Raw genomic sequence first — 18,189 nt, 5'->3', positions numbered from 1 at the left:
TGAGCTATTTAGTCTCTTTGTAGCGCTTGTTCAGTTCTTTCATCAAATCTTCGCCGCCGCTTTTATACCAAAGCTGAATGGCATCTTGAAAGCCTTTTTCATCGATGTCGCCGATGATAAACTGCGTTTTGGCATCGAGGATGATGTTGTCAAGCTGTGCCCCTTTTTGGGTGTATACATCTGAAACGAGCGATTCAGCCGGGTTGAATACGGCGATTTTCTCCCCTTCTTTGAGAATCTGTTCACGGTGTTTGAACAGCTTTGATTCTTGTTTTTCCACATAGTATCTTTGTTCCGGAATGCCCATGCTGAACTGCGCAAGACCCTCGTGCTCGTATAGCAGTTTTTTGTTGTTTTTTTCAAGGGACGTGTACGTTCCGTTCTCAAGCTTATAGTTGCGCTCTTTTATGCCGTTGTTGGCAATGATCTGTGCCTCTTGATCGTTCATTTTGTCTAGGAAGCCAAGCACTTCTTTCAATTCTTTTTCCGTTTTGACGCTCGCTTTCGGGATGGCAATCATTCCGGCGTATCCTGATGTCGGGAATGTATACGTTCCTTTCGGGCCTTTGACTGTTCCGATGACATCGATCACATCCTTGTTCCCGGGATCGGCTTCCTCCATTGCGCTTTGAATCTGCGATGCCCGCGAACCGGTATCGACGATCACACCCGCTTTCCCTTTGACGACCGGATCGTTCCACTTCGCTGAATCCATTACGGCGAAGTCTTTATTGATCAGCCCCTCATCATATAGCTTTTTGAAAAACCGCAACGCTTCCATATATTCTTCTGTCATGAAGTCCGGAATGAGTTCCCCTTTTTCGTCTATTCCGTAGCGGTTCGGAGCACCGAACCACGTCTGCATAATATCCCACGGGCTCCCGTTGCCAAGCCCCATCCATTTCGGCACTACCATGCCGTACGTATCGTCTTTTCCGTTTCCGTCGGGGTCTTTTTCTTTAAACGCTTTCAGCACGTCGTAAAATTCGTCGATTGTTTTCGGCATCTCCATGCCGACATTTTCGAGCCAGTCCGTTCTGATGATGATCGAAGCGCGAATCAGATCCCTCGCCCTGTAAATGCCGTAAATCTCGCCGTTAATAGAACTGTTCTTCATCACTTTTTTATCGGCCTTTCCGAGGTTCGGGTAGTCTTTTAAATAAGGTGAAAGCTCCCAGAACGCACCTGATTTGACAGACTTGATGAATCCCGGCGACTTGTCCGTGACAACGATGGCTTGCGGCAAATCTCCCGAGGCCATGACGATGTTGAATTTATCATTATAGGAAGAGTTCGGAACCCACGTCACTTTAATTTGTTTTGTCGTGTATTTTTCAAGCGCTTTTAAAGACGGGCTGTTTTCTCCCGGACTTTCCGGCGACAGGAGCGGAGCCATAATATGAATGGCATCCTTCTCTTTTCCTTTCCCGTCTTGATTGGACGTCTCATTTGCACTGCACCCCATCAAGAGCAAAAAGACAGCGGGTGCAGCGAGCCATTTGTTTCCCTTCAGCTTCAGTCTTGCCATTTTACAATTCCCCCTTTTGATCGTCTCAATTGTTCCACTCAAATTTAAAGCGCTTACATTTTTCCGGCAACCTTCATTTTTTGCCTTCACGCACGAGCGGGATGATCTTTCATTGCCTGAATGATCTTTTCTTGCATGTCCTGATCAGGCGGCATATCTTTGAGCAGCTCCAGCACGGCTATTGTGTTTAGGCACCATTGTGAGACGCAGTTTGTCGTGACCCAGGGGATTTCCGTGATCGTTTTCCAGGCATGGACCTGTTTTGGAGAGATCGGCAGCGGTGTATGGCTTTGTTTTTCATCCAGTAACAGGCGCCATGCTTTTTCGGCAAGCTTCCGGTCTTGGCGGAGCCGGGCAGCATAAGCGGCCATGACAGCGGAGAACATTGGCCAGTGAAATAAATCATCGTGAAGCTTCCCGCCGCTCCTCTTACGCTTTTCTTCATCAGTCAGCAAATAAAATTCGCCGAATTCGCCGAGCATCTCCTTCCATTCGTCATCCTTCAGCAGTTCTGCAAGCTCCATCCATGTTTGCGGGGCGCCAAAAGCGATGACCATATGATAGCCGCCATGATTCCCGTCACCCATATGAATGAGATCTGAAGCGTTAGGATCGTATCCGAAAGTCGGTCCGGACAGCAGACGAAGCGGCAGCTCTTTAAGCCGGCTGATCCCCCGTTTGATTTTATCAAGGTATGCTTCATCACCGGTCCGCTCCCATTCCGTCAGCCAATTGGAACAGAACGCCGCCCAGTCGGGGCCAACTCTCGCGTGGGCGGGGAACTCTTTTTCCGAATAATAGGCTCTCATTGGATCAAGTGTCTCAAGCGCTCGATCGGCATCTTTCACCTCGGTTAACACGTCCCCCGTCCTCTCGTCCGCCGTCAAAAAATAATAAGGTTTATGGAGGCCGGCCATGCTGATTCTTGCTTCCTTGCAGCCGCAGCCCCAATGGAGGACATTGTGCCTTGAACCGAGGCCTTTATATTCCCCGAAATGGTAGCAGTCGACTTCGCTTGTGTGACGGGTCATCGCTTCCGCCATTCTGAAGACGTCTTCCCTCCCGGATCTGAAAAAAGACTGCCAAAGCCAGAGGTTCGGTACGAGTTCCGTGTTTTGCCATGCATAGCCGCCAAGGTCGTACCGCCAAACATGCCGGACGGCATCGTACGTATGCATCACATCACCGTAATGCCAATAGCCGTACCAGTTCCGCTGATCGACTTCGTTCATGTAAAACTTGAGAGCCTCGTCAAGCTGATCTTCAAGTGCCGCTGAGAGCGGGCGCTGTTTATCTTTCAGGCTCCAAACGCCCAAAGCGCGGGTGTGATAATAATAATCAGGCTCACAAATAAGCAACGGGGGATTTTGCCATTCGTCTGCCGCTCTGTTCAGCTCTTCATCGCTCGGCGGATTTGCAAAACAGGCGAGGCTGACTTCGCTCGTATTGGCAATGCCGACGGCCGTCGACCTCATTTCGGCAAACCCTTCATATGCGCTTTCAACATGAGTGTCTTTTGAATAATGGCGGAAGTCCATCGCTTCAGCTTCAGGAGGCCAGAACCATACCGTCAATTTCGTTTCGCCGCCGGCGAGACCTTGCGCTTCAAGCGATGACGGATACTTTTCAAAGAAGTTTCTGAGCCCGAGCGCGATGCCGCCGTTTTCCCCGCCTGCATACATCAGCCCTTTCGCTCTTCCCCCTTGAATCGCATCCACCCAGGCGCAGCCTTTGCCGGTTCGCTTTTTTAAGCGCCAGTGAACAGGGGAATCCTGAATGAGCTTAAAATCGTTCCAGACGGCGTTTCTCGCCGCATCGCGCACAACTTCCGACTCTTCCGGTACAGGCTGTCCCGCAATCTGTCGTTCATAGATTCCGTTTGTTTCATTAAATCTTCTCGTCACAAGCAGCTGAGAAGCCTCTCCGTAAATCCCTCCGTCGGCTGCATAGCGAATATGCCTGTTCCTTGGCGCTCCACTCAAAACCGCGCTCATCTCTAAACCGATTCCTTTGATCCACTCCGTTTCTGCGTCACAGTCGACGAAGATCGTATGCACAATCCGGATGGACGGGACACCGGCATAGAAAGACAGCCTGACAGTAAAAGGGAGCCAAACATCCATGCCTTCACCGTGGTGGACGCCTTCAATCTTGATGACTGTCTTAACCGGACCGTTTTGTTCGATTGCCGCACGTTTGACCATGCTCTCAAACCGGTCAATATGATACATGCTTTGTGAATCTGAGCCGCTTCTTTTTTCTTTTAAAGTGATGAGCCGTCCTTCTTTCGCCATCATTTCCCCGGAAATGGAAATCGAACGGATGAGTGCCGGCCCCGATTTTCCAAGCTTACAGACTATCGCACCCGTATTCACCATGATTTCATCTTTTTGCTCGCTGACATGCACGACGGTTTTCGGTGCGCCTGATTCCCCTTTTTGCAATGTAAATCGGCTGCCGCTTTCTTTTGGGAATACTGCGGCATGGCCCGTCCATTTAATCGAGCCGTCAGGCCAATACGCGAGCGGCCATGTTTGCAAATACGGGGCGTTTTCCGAAACAATGGCGACCGTTTCCCCTTTTTGCAGCACTCCTTTTGCCCAAGGCACTCCCCAAGTCACCCCGCCGAACGCGGCAGGAGCCCTATTCAGCCATTTTAGTTCAGCCTGTGCTTTCACAAGTGTTCCTCCTTTCTGTTCAACCGATTGGTCAGTGAACATTTTCCTGTTTAGCCTATTGACCGTCAATATTCCTTTTTTGCTTATGATGGAGAGGTGCCTGCTCCTTTTTTGCAGGAATCATTCCTTTATTGCAAAACGAAACAAAAAAGCCGCGGGCAAGCGCCTGCGGCGATTCATTTACTCTCTGAAAATAAAATCACGCGGTATTCGTGCGGGCCGAGTGTTACGCGTCCGGATACGGGCCTGTCGGATAATAGATCGGTTCCGTTCCCGTCAAGTGTCACTGCGCCTCCGTTGCCGTCCATATTGATCACGACCCAGACAAGCCCGTCTGCTCCTTTCCGGGGCGCGACGACTGTTCCGGGAGTAGCATCGGTTTTCTGCGTAACGCCCGCTTCTTCGGCATAATGGCTGATCAGCTTTTTCATCATGATGTCTCCCGCTTCGCCCGCCGGCATCGACCCGAGCATGACGATTTTGCCTTTTCCGTATTTATGTTCTGTGATGAACGCTTTACCTGATGCCGGGCCTTTCTCAATCATCCCGACAGCCTTGGTGCCGCCGGCTTCAAAAACAGCGCTCCACAAGCTCTGCGGCGCCTTTACGCCAAACGCCGTTCCGCTTGAGTTCCGCTCATCCATCGGGAATGTAAACAGCGTTTTGACACCGGAACATTTTTCCAAATCACCCAATCCGCAATCAGTGTGAATCGTATGGTGCTCTGTTCTTCCGCCCGTCAGCGGACCCGCAATCCAAATGCCGCCGCTTTGTGCAAATGCTTTGGCTTTTTTGATAAAAGCAGGCGGAAGATAATGAATAAACGGCGTAAACAGCAGTTTATAGCCGTCAAGCGGGCTCCCTTCAAGAATGACATCCCTGTAAATGCCCATCTTTAGAAGACGGTCATAAAACTCGGTGATCAGCGTTCTGTAATGAAGACCCCGATGAGGCTCCGTTTTCAAAAACACCTTCGCACGGTCCGAATAGACGACAGCTGTTTCAGCCTGCAAAGGAGCTGTAGCCAGCATGATGTGCTCAACCTCTCGTCTCGCCCGCTCGACTTCGAGCACATGTTCATATCCCACATCAGGCTCCCCCCATGCGCTGAGCACTGATCCGTGCGGCTGCTCAGACCCGGCTCTCTGCTGGCGCCACAGCCAGTAGCAGAATGCGGCTCCTCCAAGAGCATAAGAAGAGACCGCTTCAGCTTTCAAATAGCCGTTTTGATGAGGCATCGCATAACTTTCAAGCGAAGCGCTGTAGGAAGGGCTCGTCTCCATTATCCAAAACGGCCGTCCTTTTTTAATGTTTCTCCATAAATCGCAATTAAACAAAAAGGCGGCACTGTTTTCCTGGCTGGCGTACGTATCAAACGAGGCGAAATCAAGGCCCTTAAAAAGATCTTCATGATCAACGCCGAACATGACGCTGCTGTTATGGGTGATCGGGGCATCGGAGTATGCTCTGATCACCTCAGCCTGTTCACGCGCAAATTCAGAAATTTTGTCCATCGAAAACAGCTGATACATTGTCCTTAAAGAAGAATTGTGCAAAAACGGAGTCGGTCCGGGCTGCGGGACTTGCTCGAAGCACTGATACGTTTCGCTCCATACGCCCGTACCCCATGCCTCATTCAGACGGTCAATCGTCTGATAGCGGTCTTCCAGCCATTTGTGCCATAATGTGCGGCACGTTTCACACATGCATTCTGCGACATGGCATTTGAATTCATTGTCAAGCTGCCATCCGATCAATCCCGGCAGTTGTCCGAGCTCTTTGGCGATATGCTCGATGATCAGGCGGGCCCGCTTTCTGAAATACGGATGGTTTGTGCAGGCATGCTGCCTCGAACCGTGTCCCATCGTCTCCCCTTTTTCATTCACATGCATTCTTTCCGGGTGCCCGTGGGTCAGCCAGATCGGCGGTGTCGCAGTCGGTGTGCACATGACCGTTTCAATTTTGTTGTCGTAGAGCTTTCGGATGACGCCGGCAAAAAATCCGACATCGATCCTGCCTTCTTCCGGCTCCATCCTTGACCAGGCAAACTCTCCGATTCTGACGACATTGATCCCGGTTCGCTTCATCATCCTGATATCTTCATCCAACACATCCTCATCCCACAATTCAGGATAAAAGCAAGCGCCGTGGTACAGTTTTCCGTTCATCTTCATACCGTTTCTTTGATAAATGGCAGCCCGAGCTCTCGAATGCCGGTAGAGACAAGCTTTGCCATTTCCCGGGCCCCTTTTTTCGTAAAATGTGTGTAGTCGTTGACATTTTCCGAGATCATAAAATATTTAAATACCTCGCTGTACCCTTTTTCCGCAAAATGCTGAAGGCTTTTGTCCATTAAATCGATCAAGCGGACATTTTCTTCACTTGCCACCTGCTTCATCGCAATGCAGTAGTCCGGGAAGTCGTTCAAAAAGACGCCGTCCTTGTAATGGAGCCTTGCGACAGGCGTGATGAGAAGCGGCGATGCTCCTTTTTGACGCGCGCCGTCGACGTACATTTTCAAATATTGTTTATACGTCGTATACGGCTCTGTATAGCGTTCTGGTTTATCTTTCGACGCGTCATTGTGCCCCATCTGAACGAACAGCCAATCATCCCGTTTGATCACATCCAAAATCGAAGCAAGTCTTCCCTCTTCAACGAACGTTTTTGAACTCCGGCCCCCGATTGCCCGGTTGATCACCTGTACATTTCCGGATAAATAGGACTGGAGAAATTCGCCCCAGCCTCCCTGGGGCGAATCCGCCTTATAATGCTGCACGGTCGAATCGCCGGCCAAATAGATGCTGATTGTCATCACGACCACTCCTTTTTTATGAAAGAATTTTATCAATTGTGTCGAGCTCTTCAGCTGAGAATCGAGCGGACTTAAGAGCCGCGGCATTTTCTTCGATCTGTTCGGTTTTGCTTGCGCCGATCAGCACCGAGGTGACGCGCGGATCTTTTAAAAGCCAGGCTATCGCCATTTGCGGCAGGGACTGGCCGCGTTCGGCCGCCACTTGATTCAGCTTGCGGACTTTGCCGAGCACGTCTTCTGTGATGCCCTCGGCCTGTAAAAACGGACTGTTCGCATCAGCGGCTCTTGACCCGGCGGGAATCCCAGTCAAATATTTCGTTGTTAAAAGCCCTTGGGCAAGAGGTGTAAACGCGATCGCCCCGGCTCCTTTTTTCTGCAGCACTTGCAGCAGGCCTTTTTCCGGTTCTCTGTGGAACATTGAATATTTGGGCTGATGGATGAGGAGCGGAATCCCGTATTCTTGCAAAATATCGGCCGCCTTTTCGGTCTGTTCAGCGCTGTAGTTCGACAAACCGACATATAAAGCTTTTCCTTGCCTGACGATGTGGGCGAGCGCTCCCATCGTCTCTTCCAGCGGTGTATGGGGGTCAGGGCGGTGCGAATAAAATATATCGACATAATCAATGCTCATTCGTTTTAAACTTTGATCAAGGCTTGCCACGAGATACTTTTTTGACGCCCAATCGCCGTATGGTCCGGGCCACATCGTATAGCCGGCTTTCGTGCTGATGACCATTTCATCGCGGTAGCCGGCAAAATCGGTTTTCAGCGCTTTTCCGAATGTTTCTTCGGCAGAACCGGGGGGCGGACCGTAATTATTCGCCAAGTCAAAGTGGGTGATCCCCAGATCGAATGCTTTTCTTAACAGCGCTTTGGCATTATGAAAAGAACTTGCTTCTCCGAAATTGTGCCAAAGCCCTAAAGACAGAGCAGGCAGTTTTAATCCTGAATGTCCGCAGCGGTTGTATTTCATATTTTCATAGCGTGAATCACTCGCCTGATACCCCATATGAACCCCTCTTTCATTTTGTAATGAAATCGCTTACCAATCATTTTATGGTAACAGGCTGTGAGATTACAATCATACTTTTTTGCATATTTAATAATCCTGCCGGTGCCCCGGGTCTATGCATGATGAACCGGCGGTCTCTGTCATTCTTCATTTCTCTTACAAGGAACAGTATAAATATTCGGGCGGGGCGGCTTTTTCATTCCGGTTCCCAAATAAAATCCGGGGTGAGGCGGCTGATTGTAAGCGACATTTTGCCAGGCTACCCCCAAGCGGTAGACGGGATCGTGCATGAACGTATAGAAACGGTGTTCAGTCAGCTCGGTCGTTGTGTATATTCGCAGAGCATCGCTTCGGGCCGTGCGGAACACGACATCTTCGCGCCAATCGCCGAATAGATTGGCCTGAAGCACGGGCGTCCCTTTCGTCCAATTGTTGGACAGCGTTCCGTCAGCCGTAAGCAGATTGACCAGCCGGCTGCTGTGATAGTCCCATTTATCAATTTTGGGGATGCCGGCGGGTTCCTTCCAATCGTGGTCAAGCAGCTCGCGGAGAAGATCGCCATCCCACCAAATCGCAAAATTAGCCGTAGCCGGAGCGGCGTCGCTGAGCTTTTCTCCCTTACTCGTATAGAGGCCGTATGATTTTCCTTCATTACCCGGGGGATCGATCGCCCAGACAAGCGCACCTTGATAGCGGGGATCGATATGTGCGGCCATTCCCCGCCCAACATCTGTATCGGCCGGCACTCCCCAGAGGATTTCCCCTGTACCCGCATCGCGAAATGAGAGGCCGTACGGAAGGCGCGGATCTTCATGCACTTGAAAGACTTCCAGCCCGGGCCGATCCGGGTCAAGATCGCTCACGTGCATGGCGTCACCGTGTCCAAGCCCTGTCGTATAAAGCCCTGTTCCGTCATGATCAACGGCCATTGCGCCGTAGACGATCTCATCTTTCCCGTCATCGTCGACATCAGCAATGCTCAGACTATGGTTTCCCTGCCCTGCATAGTCTTCGTTTCCGGGCTTGTCGCTGTCAAACGTCCACAGCTTGGTCAGCTTGCCGTCCCGGAAGTTGTAAGCGACTAGCACCGTTCTTGTGTAATAGCCGCGCGCCATGACAAGGCTCGGCCTTTCGCCGTCCAAATAGGCGATGCCCGCCAAAAATCGGTCCATGCGGTTGCCGTATCCGTCTCCCCAGTCCTCAAGCCTTCCACGGGGCGGAGCGTAATCCACGGTTGCTAATTCCCTCCCCGTTTCCCCGTGAAAAATCGACAAATATTCAGGCCCGTCAAGAATTCGTCCATCTTCATTTCTGTAATCGGCAGCCTGATCGCCGATCACCCGTCCGGTTCCATCAACCGTTCCGTCAGCCGTCTTCATGGCGATTTCCGCTTTTCCGTCGCCGTCAAGGTCATAGACCATCAATTGGGTATAATGGGCGCCCGCGCGGATGTTTTTCCCGAGATGAATCCTCCACATGAATGTCCCGTCAAGCTTATAGGCATCGATGATGACTTCTCCGGTATAGCCGTTGTGCGCGTTATCTTTCGAATTGGACGGGTCCCATTTGAGCACAATTTCGTATTCTCCGTCGCCGTCGAGGTCTCCGATGCTCGCGTCATTTGCGCTGTACGTGTACATTGCGCCGTCAGGAGTTGTCCCGCCGTCAGGCTTGTTTAACGGAACATCCATGTACGGCTTCTCCCAGACAGCTGTTTTGTGCGACGTCTCGACTTCCTTATCTCCGAGAACCTTTGTCACATAATACAGCGATTTTTCGTTTCCGTGTTTATCAAGAAAGTTGGTCGATGATGAAATGGGTGTTGAGTTGATTCTTTGTCCGTTGCGGTATAGATTAAAAGCGGTTTCTTCCGGATCGGTTCCTAAGAGCCGCCAGCTGAGAAAAACCCCTTTTTTTGTTTTTACGGCCACAAGTCCGCGGTTTAAGTGTTCCATTTGCCTCGGTTTTGTCGCTGTTTTCACCGGCCGAACGCGTTCAGCTGCTGCATGTCTGTCCTTTTCTCCCATAGTCCTCTCTCCCCCTTTACGGTCTTTACGGTTTGGAATGGCGAACGGGAGAACCGGAGACCGGCTCTCCCGACACCTTATTTCTTTAGCGAGTGTTTCAGCGGATACATGTTCAAATCGGAGATTTCTTCTGTGACGAGCCTTGCCAACTGGTTGGCACCGAACTCGTGAAAATGCACCCTGTCCTGGATGCCGTCCGGATAATTCGGGCTTTCTCCCGGCTCTAAAAACATAAATACGTTTTTAGTCGCTTCAACGCCAATCTCGTTGTAGTAATCAATGCTTTTTTTGTTTAAATCGATCACCGGAACGTTCATTTCCCGCCCCAGCTGTCTCATTGCGTTCGGATATTCTCCGATGCTGTTATAAAAAACGCCCGTTTCATCATAGGTTCGTTTACTTTGAGAAGTGACGAGCACAGGCCGTCCTCCTTTTTCGCGGGCTTTGTCAATATATGTTCTCAAGTATTCCTGAAATGTCGTATACGGATCTGTATGGCGGGCCGGATCTTGCCCGGCGTCATTGATGCCGAACTGAATCAACACATAATCGCCCCGTTTCATCCGGTTCAAAATCGTATCCAGCGACCGTTCATCCACAAAACTTTTCGCGCTTCTCGCGCGTTTCGCCTGGTTGTCGATGATGATTTCATCCGAGAAATAGCCGCCTAAAAATTGCCCCCAGCCTGCCATCGGCGCATAACCTGGTTCATAATCGGAGACCGTGGAATCTCCCGCCAGAAAGACCGTCGTCTTGTCATCTGTTACATGATAAGCCGTCTTCGTCATGACCAACGCATTGAGGCGCGGCGCTGTTCTCGCTGTTAAGGCTTGAATGGAAAGGCGGCCGCCGGAAATATGAATCGGAAACGTTTTTTCGTTATATCCGCCCGCTTCCGCACCAAACGAATACAGCTGAAGCATGCCGTTTGCCCGTACATCCATGTTCGTTTTTGCCCGCGCATCTCCTGTTATCATCTGTACATGATATTGACCGTCAGGCAAATCGACAGTAAACGCCGTCCCATCCGGAATACAGAAGTCTGAACGAAGCGGGTCGGCCGTACCGCGGTCCGTACAAGACACCTTTGCCGTGTCGTCAAATCCGTAGCCTTTTAGAGGGGTATAAGCCGATTGCGCGCCGACCGGAATAAAGCCCGGAGCAAGAGGCCCGTTACCAAAATCAAACTGATACACCTTCGACATTTCGACGGCATACACTTTTGGCTGAGGTCCTTTCCACTCCAAATCGAGACGCCCGTCTTCCACCGAAACGGTGAACGCTTTTTCGGCTGAGCTTCCCTTTGCTCCGGCCGGGATCGTTCCCATTTTCTCTCCTTCGGCATAAAGCTTCAATTCATCGCGGGATGAGGCAAATACGGTCACGCGGTATTTGCCGGGGGAGAGATCCGCCAGAAAAGCCGTCCGGTTCACGACACAATAGTCTTTCTTGAGCGCTTCTTTTTTTTGCGTCTTTTTGCATACAGCGCTCCCTGCCCGTGAAAATCCGTAGCCTGCACCATTTTGATACGCGGAGGCCTCGTTCACTTTCACATAATCCTTCTCAGCGGGACCTTTTCCAAAGTCGAACAGAAAAAGATCCTGACTGTGATGTGCGGCAGCGGCTTTCGGCTGCGCAGGTCCCCCCATTCCCGTGATGAACAAGAAAAGGAGGGGGATGACCCATACGCAGCGAACATATCGCTTCATTATGCAGCTCCCCTTTTTCATCAGCGTGTATAAATGTTCGGCTTCTCCGGTGTCTGCATGCCTTCGCCTAAATAAAAGCCGGTGTGCGGCGGCTGGTTGTAGCCGACATTCTGCCAGGCGATCCCGAGGCGATAAACTGCATCATGCATCAGCGTATACATGCGGTGTCCCGTCACATCTGTCGTCGTGTAAATGCGCAATTCGCTGCTGTCATCCGCTCGCCAGACCACTTCTTCACGCCAGTCTCCGAGAATGTCAGCCTGCAGGGACGGCGTCGCTTTTGTTCCGTTATTCGCCGACGCTCCGGACGCTGTCAGTAAGTTGACGGTTCGCGAATTTCGATAATCCCATTTATCAATTCTGTTGCTGTCCAGAAGCTCTCTTTGGAGATCGCCGTCCCACCAGATACCGAAGTTCGTTGATGAAGGCAATGTGTTGCCGATTTTTACACCTTTTGCCGTATAAAGACCGCCGTTCGCCCATACTTCCGCTCCTTCGTAGCGCGGATCGATATCAGCGGCCATTCCGCGTCCGACATCCTTACCTGCGTGAACTCCCCAGATGATCTTTCCTGTTTTCGCATCCCGGAAGGATAACCCATAAGGAGAATTGCTGTTTTCATGCACTTGAAAGACTTCCAGTCCCGGTCTTGACGGGTCCAGGTTCCCTGTGTGCATAGCATCCCCATGCCCCCATCCGGTTGAGTAGAGGCCTTTTCCGTCATGATCGACAGCCATCGCTCCGTATATGATCTCGTCCTTTCCATCTCCGTCAACATCAGCGACGCTCAAACTGTGGTTGCCTTGACCGGCATAGGCGCCATTTCCGGGAGCATCCGAATCGAACGTCCACAGCTTGGTCAGCTTTCCGCCTCTGAAGTTGTAAGCGACAAGCACTGTTCTCGTGTAATACCCGCGTGCCATGACAAAGCTCGGCCGCTCCCCGTCAAGGTATGCGACACCGGCCAGAAAGCGGTCAACCCTGTTGCCGTAGCTGTCTCCCCAATCGGCTACATTTCCCCGGGCGGGTTCGTAGTTGACTGTTGTAAGCTCAGCGCCTGTATCGCCTTTAAAAACCGTCAAATATTCGGGCCCTGACAAAATTCTGCCTTGGGCATTGCGATAATCGGCGTTTGCATTGCCGATCACCTTTCCCTTGCCGTCTTTCGTCCCGTCGGCCGTCTTCATGGCAATTTCCGCTTTTCCGTCGCCGTCAAAGTCATAGACGAGAAACTGCGTATAATGGGCGCCGGCGCGAATGTTTTTGCCAAGGTTGATTCTCCACATCATGGTGCCGTCAAGCTTGTATGCGTCAATCAGCACATCTCCCGTGTATCCGTCCTGTGAATTATCCTTTGAATTGGAAGGATCCCACTTGAGAATGATTTCATATTGGCCGTCTCCATCAAGGTCGCCGACGCTCGCATCATTGGCGCTGTATGTGTATGACACTCCATCAGGCGTTTTTCCTCCGGCCGGTTTTTGCAGCGGAACAGATTTGTATTGTTTATTCCAAACGCCGACGGATTCAGAAGGAGCCTGCTCCATGCCGTTTAAAACGGCGCGCACTTGATAAACGGCATTCGAATCCCCGCCCGCATCCTGATAGTTTGTGCTCGATGTAATCGGGGAACCGTTCAGCTTCTTTCCGTTTCGATACACATTAAATGAAACAGAAGACGGCTCGGTTCCGAGCAGCCGCCAGCTGACAAAAACACCATTACCCGTTTTAACAGCGACAAGCCCCCGGTTCAGCGATTCCATTTGCCTTGCCTGCGCAGCCGTCCGCCCGTCTGCTTCCGCTCGTTCCGAGAAGCCGGTCACAAGCGTGATGAATATAATAGATGACGCGGCCAACAGTTTCTTCCACCTTTTCTTTCCTTTCTTCATCATCTTCTCCCTTCGCTATTTTTGTAAGCGCTTACTTAAAAGGGATTCTATTACGGCTTCCATTTTTATTCAATTGCACTTTTTTGCCGAAGGGAAAAGATGTGTTCAAGTCCGGCTTTTAGCGGTTCAGCCTTCACAATTGATCCTTTTTTGCTCACTTTTCTCATTTTTGCACGGTGCAGCTAGCCTTCCAAACGCAAAAAACAGCGATGTGCGATGAACATCGATACAAGAGCAAACAAACTGACACCATAAAATGGGATCAGACCCGGAACCGTCATCAGCACATAAACGACCAAGCCTCCTGCAGCTGCCATTCCGGCCGTCGTCAAAGGGCGAACGAGACCGATCAGCGCAGCCTGTGAAAAATAGCGGACAAACGGCAACTGAACATGAACGTAAAGCGGAAAAATATAAACGAAAACCACGAAATACATCAGCCCGGCGATCAGTGTGGCATAGCTGATCATGATCGAAAATAAATCCGCACGGACTCGGAAAAATTGATAGTTTACGAATAAAATTGTTCCGGCGGCGATGAGGATGAAGCCAAGTCCGTTTGTTTTGAAAAATTCTTTTTTATACGTTTGATAAAACGTTTTGAATACGGGTGCGTCCGGCCGGCCGAGCAGCCACTTGCGCACAACCGTGAACATCGCAGCCGTGCTCGGAGCCCAGCCGAAAACAATGCCTCCTCCCAGCGTGAATAAAACCCAGAGCCCGTTCAGCCAGGCGATTTTCATGATCGCTTCACAAGCGCCGTACATCATCGCCATCACGCCTTTTTCCCGCATGCCCGATCCTCCTTTCAGCCGCGCAGCAGCCTGCGCACTTCAAAGTTGGCATAGGCTGCTTTCAGCGGAGCCATTTGTCTGAAGCCGATTTTTCCTGCGCCGTAAACAGGACCGAAACGCCTGCCGTCGTCCGTCCATTCCAAAATGGGCAGCCCGTTGATTGAAAAATGAACGCATGCCCCGTCCTTGATGAGCTTCATCCGGTAAGGAGGCAAAGCGTCAGCAGCGGGCGGAAGCGGATCGGCTCCCTCACAGACGAGGTGAAATCCGCGGCTTTTCCTGAGGTTGCATGTTCGGAATGCTCTTTCATCAGCATGCTTATGTCTGAAATACGACAGGTGCAATGTGTTGATGTCCCCTGAATGATATTGCGGATATTTCCCTGTTCTCTCCGCCAGCCGCCCGTCAAATAAATCTTCCCCGTTCATGCCGGCGGCTGCAAAAAATGTCATGCATAAGCCAGGTTCCCGCACAGGGTAGAAATCCCACTTCACAACAATTCCATCAGGGAATGTCTCAGGACACCAGTAAACAAAATGGGCATCGTCTCCATATTGCTCAGCGTCGAGTTCGTTCTCCATATGCATGCGGCCGTGCGGAAAACGAGTGATTCCTTTCCCTTCCATCACCCAGTCGCGGAGATCTTCAGGGGATGATAAAGGGTTTTGATACATCAGGCTTCCTTCTCTTACATTACACTCCGGCACGGAAATCGCTCCTTTCACAATGAAGATAAGCCGATAGAGGCAGACCAAGCTCTCTGATTCCTTCTGTTACCAGCCTGGCGACTTGACGGGCCCCTGCTTCGGAAAAATGGGTATTGTCTTCGATTCCATTCGGATAATGAGGATGCTCATGCGGCTGAAAGTGGACAAACAGCCGTTTTGAACCTTTGATTCCGAGAGATTCATAGAGCGTTTTTGTTTTGGACCATAAATCGATCAGCGGAACGTCGAAGCTGTCAGCGAGCGCCTTCATCGCTTTCGGAAAATCCCCGAGTGTGTCGGCGGGCTTTCCGTTTTGATCAAAACGTCTGCGCTCTGCGGAAGTGATCAAAACCGGAGTCGCCTGTTTTTCACGAACCGCTTCCACATAGCGGACAAGATGCTCCTGATAGGTTGTATACGGGTCTGTTCCGTACGGCTTTTGATCGTTGTGGCCGAACTGGATCAACACATAATCACCAGCCTCAAGCCGATCTGTGATATCATCGAGCCGGCCTTCATCAATGAAGCTGTTCGAACTGGCCCCGCCTTTTGCCATATTCACAACCGCCGCCTCATCTGAGAAAAACAGCGGAAGCACCTGTCCCCAGCCGGCCATCGGCGCTTCATGCGGGGGACAGTCTGCGACGGTCGAGTCCCCGGCCAAATATACTGTCACTTTTGGCTTTTTGTCTGTTCGTTTCATAGCACTCTCCCTTTCACGAAGATTCCTGATGAATCTGCCTGTAGCGGCTCGGCGGAATGCCGACCTGCTTCTTGAAAATCCGGTTGAAATAGCTGTGTCTGTAGCCGACCTCTTCAGAAACGTCATGGATTTTTTTATTCGTTTCAAGAAGGAGCTCTTTCGCTTTTTCGATTCTGAGACGGGTAACATAGTCGATAAAATTGATACCGGTTACTTGTTTGAAAGCTTTGCTCAGCGTATACGAATTCGTCCCGGCTTGATCAGCGCAGCTTTCAAGCGAGATATCGTTCATATAATGCTGATGAATCATCTCAAGCACCTGTTCGACAAGCCGTTTTTGCTGTCTGTTTTTCCTGCCTTCCATTTCTTTAAGATACGGGCTTACGATACGCTCCATTATCCAGCCGACGGCCCTTTCCGGCTCCCTCAGCTCTGAAAGCTCCTGCAGCAGATTTTTTCGGCTGAACAATTCATAAGGGTGAAGACCGGACTGAAAGATCTCTTCCTGAATCTTTGCGAACAGCTGCATCATGCCCGGCTGGATGCGGATTTCCGTCTTTCCTTTTTCAGACAGCTCCCGGATGAACATCCTGATCCGCCTTTCGACTTCATCCCTTTCTTCAAGCCGTAACGCCCTGACGACCTCTTTTTCAAGGGCGAACGGATAGTATGATTCAGCAGGAGGCATGTCTTCCCGCCGGCTTAAATCGATCACCTGGCTGGCGTTTTCGAACTGTCTGTAATGCCTGCCTTCTTTCACCTCTTCATAAATGCCGGGAATGTCTTTTAACATGTCAGCATTTTTTGATACCGTCACTGTGACGTGGAGTCTGGATACGCCGTAGATCACATCTGTCAGCTCACGCACAAATTGTGCGATTTCTTCCTTGAAGGCTGTTTTCCTGCCGCTCATCAGCAGCACCGCGAGCGATAACGAACGGACATCGCTCATATAAATATGTTTGAATGTCCTTCCAGCCAGTTCGCGCGTAATGTTGCCCAACAGAAAGCCCGCCAGACTTTCATCCTTTTTTGTAAAAGATCCGTTTCCTTCGTAGAGTCCCGTCAGCTGGACATCGATGATGGTAAACACATTGTCTTTCGCTTCCCAGCCCCACCTTTTCAGACGATCTCTCAAATTCCTCTCTGATTCATCTGCAAAGTATCCGCTTAAAAGGCGCTGAAAAAAAACGTTTGCAGCCTGGGGGATTTCCTTTTTCAGTCTGCCGCTTTCCTCTGACAGGTCTTCCCAGCGCTTCTCGAGCCAATGAAATTCATCAGGAAAATGGGCGGCCTTTCCCTCTCCTGAGCAGAGCTTGATCAGCCTTGCGACAGGTGAATAAATTTTGTGTGACGCATACCATGCCAGAATGAAGGCAAGAACGATCCCGGCGATGCTGACCGACGCGATGAGCTTTGATAAAAACAACACCGGAGCCGTAATCGCCGACATCGGTGAAGCCGAGACATAGGTCCATTCCTGGTTCAATCTGTCCATTCGTCCGTATGAAACGGAATACACCCCTCCCTTCCAATCCATAACAAAGGAACCCTGTTGCTTCTTTTGTTTCTCAAGCCTCCTTTTTAAAACGCTTTCAAAATTGATTTTGCCGCGTTTGCTTCCAGAAAAAACGGGCTTCTGGTTATGATGAAAGAGGAGCGCTGTTCCCTTTGAATAAGGTGAAAGACTTTCCAGCAAATGCTCCATTTCTCTTTGGTCAAGCGTCAAAATCAGCGCGCCGAACGGTTCTGAGATGCCTCCCGGAATTTTGTGGACAAGCGCCATTCCGGCAGGAGCTCCTCTCATGTCTTTCCAATAAACGTTTTGATCGTCTTTAAGCAGTGAATGATAGGCCTTTAAGATTTTCCGGTCGGTCATTCCGCTGTATTCCGGATTTAAGAGAATCGGCTCCTTCCCTTGAATGAACAGTTCAACCTTGTGAATGAGCGGATTTTGATCCTGAAGCAAAAACAGCGATTTTGAGAGCCTGTACGTCGTTTGAAAGTCCGTTTGCAGATCGGCATCGGCCAGACCGTTCATCAGTCGCGAATCATATGCAAGCTGGGAGAGCATGATTTCTAGCCCTTCCAGCTTGTCATCGATTTGGCTGATTTGGCGCTTCACCTGGTTCTCGTGCAGATGTTGGAGCTCTTTTTCAATTTTTGCAGCCGAAAACAAATAGATTCCTGCACCCGTCAATAAGCCGGGAATACATGCAATCAGCAGGATCAGCACAAAGCTTTTTTTAAAAAAACTCCCTTTACGCCGTGAAACATATCTTTGATGCAGCTTTTTCATCCCTCTCCCCCCACTGCAATGAAAAGAA

Annotated in this window: 12 protein-coding genes; all 12 read right to left on the bottom strand. The window is 50.5% G+C overall.

The genetic code is table 11. The annotated features are described in order from the left end of the window. Positions 1–4: 4 nt before the first annotated feature. The 12 genes from BTA31_RS08355 to BTA31_RS08295 all read right to left on the bottom strand — a co-directional run bounded on the left by BTA31_RS08355 (position 5) and on the right by BTA31_RS08295 (position 18,161). Positions 5–1,528 carry an extracellular solute-binding protein gene (locus BTA31_RS08355; RefSeq protein ID WP_076790738.1) on the bottom strand — a complete coding sequence of 508 codons (1,524 nt, stop codon included), beginning with the start codon at positions 1,526–1,528 and terminating at the stop codon, positions 5–7. An 86-nt stretch (positions 1,529–1,614) separates the two neighbouring features. Continuing rightward, complete coding sequence (locus BTA31_RS08350; RefSeq protein ID WP_076790734.1) at positions 1,615–4,248, bottom strand: exo-rhamnogalacturonan lyase family protein; 2,634 nt, start codon at positions 4,246–4,248, stop codon at positions 1,615–1,617. 134 nt (positions 4,249–4,382) lie between these two features. Then, the gene (locus BTA31_RS08345; protein WP_076790733.1) at positions 4,383–6,380 is read right to left on the bottom strand and encodes a beta-galactosidase; all 1,998 of its coding nucleotides are present in this window, start codon (positions 6,378–6,380) and stop codon (positions 4,383–4,385) included. Next, positions 6,377–7,021 carry a rhamnogalacturonan acetylesterase gene (locus BTA31_RS08340; RefSeq protein WP_076790920.1) on the bottom strand — a complete coding sequence of 215 codons (645 nt, stop codon included), beginning with the start codon at positions 7,019–7,021 and terminating at the stop codon, positions 6,377–6,379. The genes BTA31_RS08345 and BTA31_RS08340 overlap by 4 nt, the downstream gene beginning before the upstream one ends. A gap of 16 nt (positions 7,022–7,037) precedes the next feature. Next, positions 7,038–8,030: an L-glyceraldehyde 3-phosphate reductase gene (mgrA, locus tag BTA31_RS08335; protein ID WP_076790731.1), complete on the bottom strand. Its 993-nt coding sequence runs from the start codon at positions 8,028–8,030 to the stop codon at positions 7,038–7,040. Between the two features lie 143 nt (positions 8,031–8,173). Then, positions 8,174–10,060, bottom strand: coding sequence for a rhamnogalacturonan lyase (locus BTA31_RS08330; protein ID WP_076790730.1), 1,887 nt, complete (start codon positions 10,058–10,060; stop codon positions 8,174–8,176). A 77-nt stretch (positions 10,061–10,137) separates the two neighbouring features. Next, on the bottom strand, positions 10,138–11,769 hold the full coding sequence (locus tag BTA31_RS08325) for a rhamnogalacturonan acetylesterase (protein WP_239693155.1): 1,632 nt from the start codon (positions 11,767–11,769) through the stop codon (positions 10,138–10,140). Between the two features lie 20 nt (positions 11,770–11,789). Further along, positions 11,790–13,658: a rhamnogalacturonan lyase gene (locus BTA31_RS08315; RefSeq protein WP_076790726.1), complete on the bottom strand. Its 1,869-nt coding sequence runs from the start codon at positions 13,656–13,658 to the stop codon at positions 11,790–11,792. A gap of 182 nt (positions 13,659–13,840) precedes the next feature. Next, positions 13,841–14,452 (bottom strand): YesL family protein, encoded by a 612-nt coding sequence (locus BTA31_RS08310; RefSeq protein WP_076790724.1) that lies wholly within the window; start codon positions 14,450–14,452, stop codon positions 13,841–13,843. 14 nt (positions 14,453–14,466) lie between these two features. Continuing rightward, positions 14,467–15,126, bottom strand: coding sequence for a YesU family protein (locus tag BTA31_RS08305; RefSeq protein WP_076790721.1), 660 nt, complete (start codon positions 15,124–15,126; stop codon positions 14,467–14,469). Between the two features lie 19 nt (positions 15,127–15,145). Continuing rightward, entirely contained in the window at positions 15,146–15,862 is a 717-nt protein-coding gene (locus BTA31_RS08300) for a rhamnogalacturonan acetylesterase (RefSeq protein WP_076790720.1), read from the bottom strand. Positions 15,863–15,875: 13 nt separating this feature from the next. After that, positions 15,876–18,161 carry a helix-turn-helix domain-containing protein gene (locus tag BTA31_RS08295; RefSeq protein WP_076790718.1) on the bottom strand — a complete coding sequence of 762 codons (2,286 nt, stop codon included), beginning with the start codon at positions 18,159–18,161 and terminating at the stop codon, positions 15,876–15,878. Positions 18,162–18,189 lie beyond the last annotated feature (28 nt).

The sequence above is a fragment of the Bacillus haynesii genome (assembly GCF_001969855.1).
In the GTDB taxonomy this organism is placed as follows: Bacteria; Bacillota; Bacilli; order Bacillales; family Bacillaceae; genus Bacillus; species Bacillus haynesii.
The sequence above is the reverse complement of the archived record's forward strand: the minus strand, read 5'-3'. Positions and strand labels throughout refer to the sequence as shown.

Coding starts and splice junctions, on each gene's coding strand:
- BTA31_RS08295 (WP_076790718.1), bottom strand. CDS start 18,161: ATGAAAAAGCTGCATCAAAGATATGTTTCACGGCGTAAAGGGAGTTTT.
- mgrA (WP_076790731.1), bottom strand. CDS start 8,030: ATGGGGTATCAGGCGAGTGATTCACGCTATGAAAATATGAAATACAAC.
- BTA31_RS08310 (WP_076790724.1), bottom strand. CDS start 14,452: ATGCGGGAAAAAGGCGTGATGGCGATGATGTACGGCGCTTGTGAAGCG.
- BTA31_RS08355 (WP_076790738.1), bottom strand. CDS start 1,528: ATGGCAAGACTGAAGCTGAAGGGAAACAAATGGCTCGCTGCACCCGCT.
- BTA31_RS08315 (WP_076790726.1), bottom strand. CDS start 13,658: ATGAAGAAAGGAAAGAAAAGGTGGAAGAAACTGTTGGCCGCGTCATCT.
- BTA31_RS08340 (WP_076790920.1), bottom strand. CDS start 7,021: ATGACAATCAGCATCTATTTGGCCGGCGATTCGACCGTGCAGCATTAT.
- BTA31_RS08300 (WP_076790720.1), bottom strand. CDS start 15,862: ATGAAACGAACAGACAAAAAGCCAAAAGTGACAGTATATTTGGCCGGG.
- BTA31_RS08305 (WP_076790721.1), bottom strand. CDS start 15,126: ATGTATCAAAACCCTTTATCATCCCCTGAAGATCTCCGCGACTGGGTG.
- BTA31_RS08350 (WP_076790734.1), bottom strand. CDS start 4,248: ATGTTCACTGACCAATCGGTTGAACAGAAAGGAGGAACACTTGTGAAA.
- BTA31_RS08330 (WP_076790730.1), bottom strand. CDS start 10,060: ATGGGAGAAAAGGACAGACATGCAGCAGCTGAACGCGTTCGGCCGGTG.
- BTA31_RS08345 (WP_076790733.1), bottom strand. CDS start 6,380: ATGAAGATGAACGGAAAACTGTACCACGGCGCTTGCTTTTATCCTGAA.
- BTA31_RS08325 (WP_239693155.1), bottom strand. CDS start 11,769: ATGAAGCGATATGTTCGCTGCGTATGGGTCATCCCCCTCCTTTTCTTG.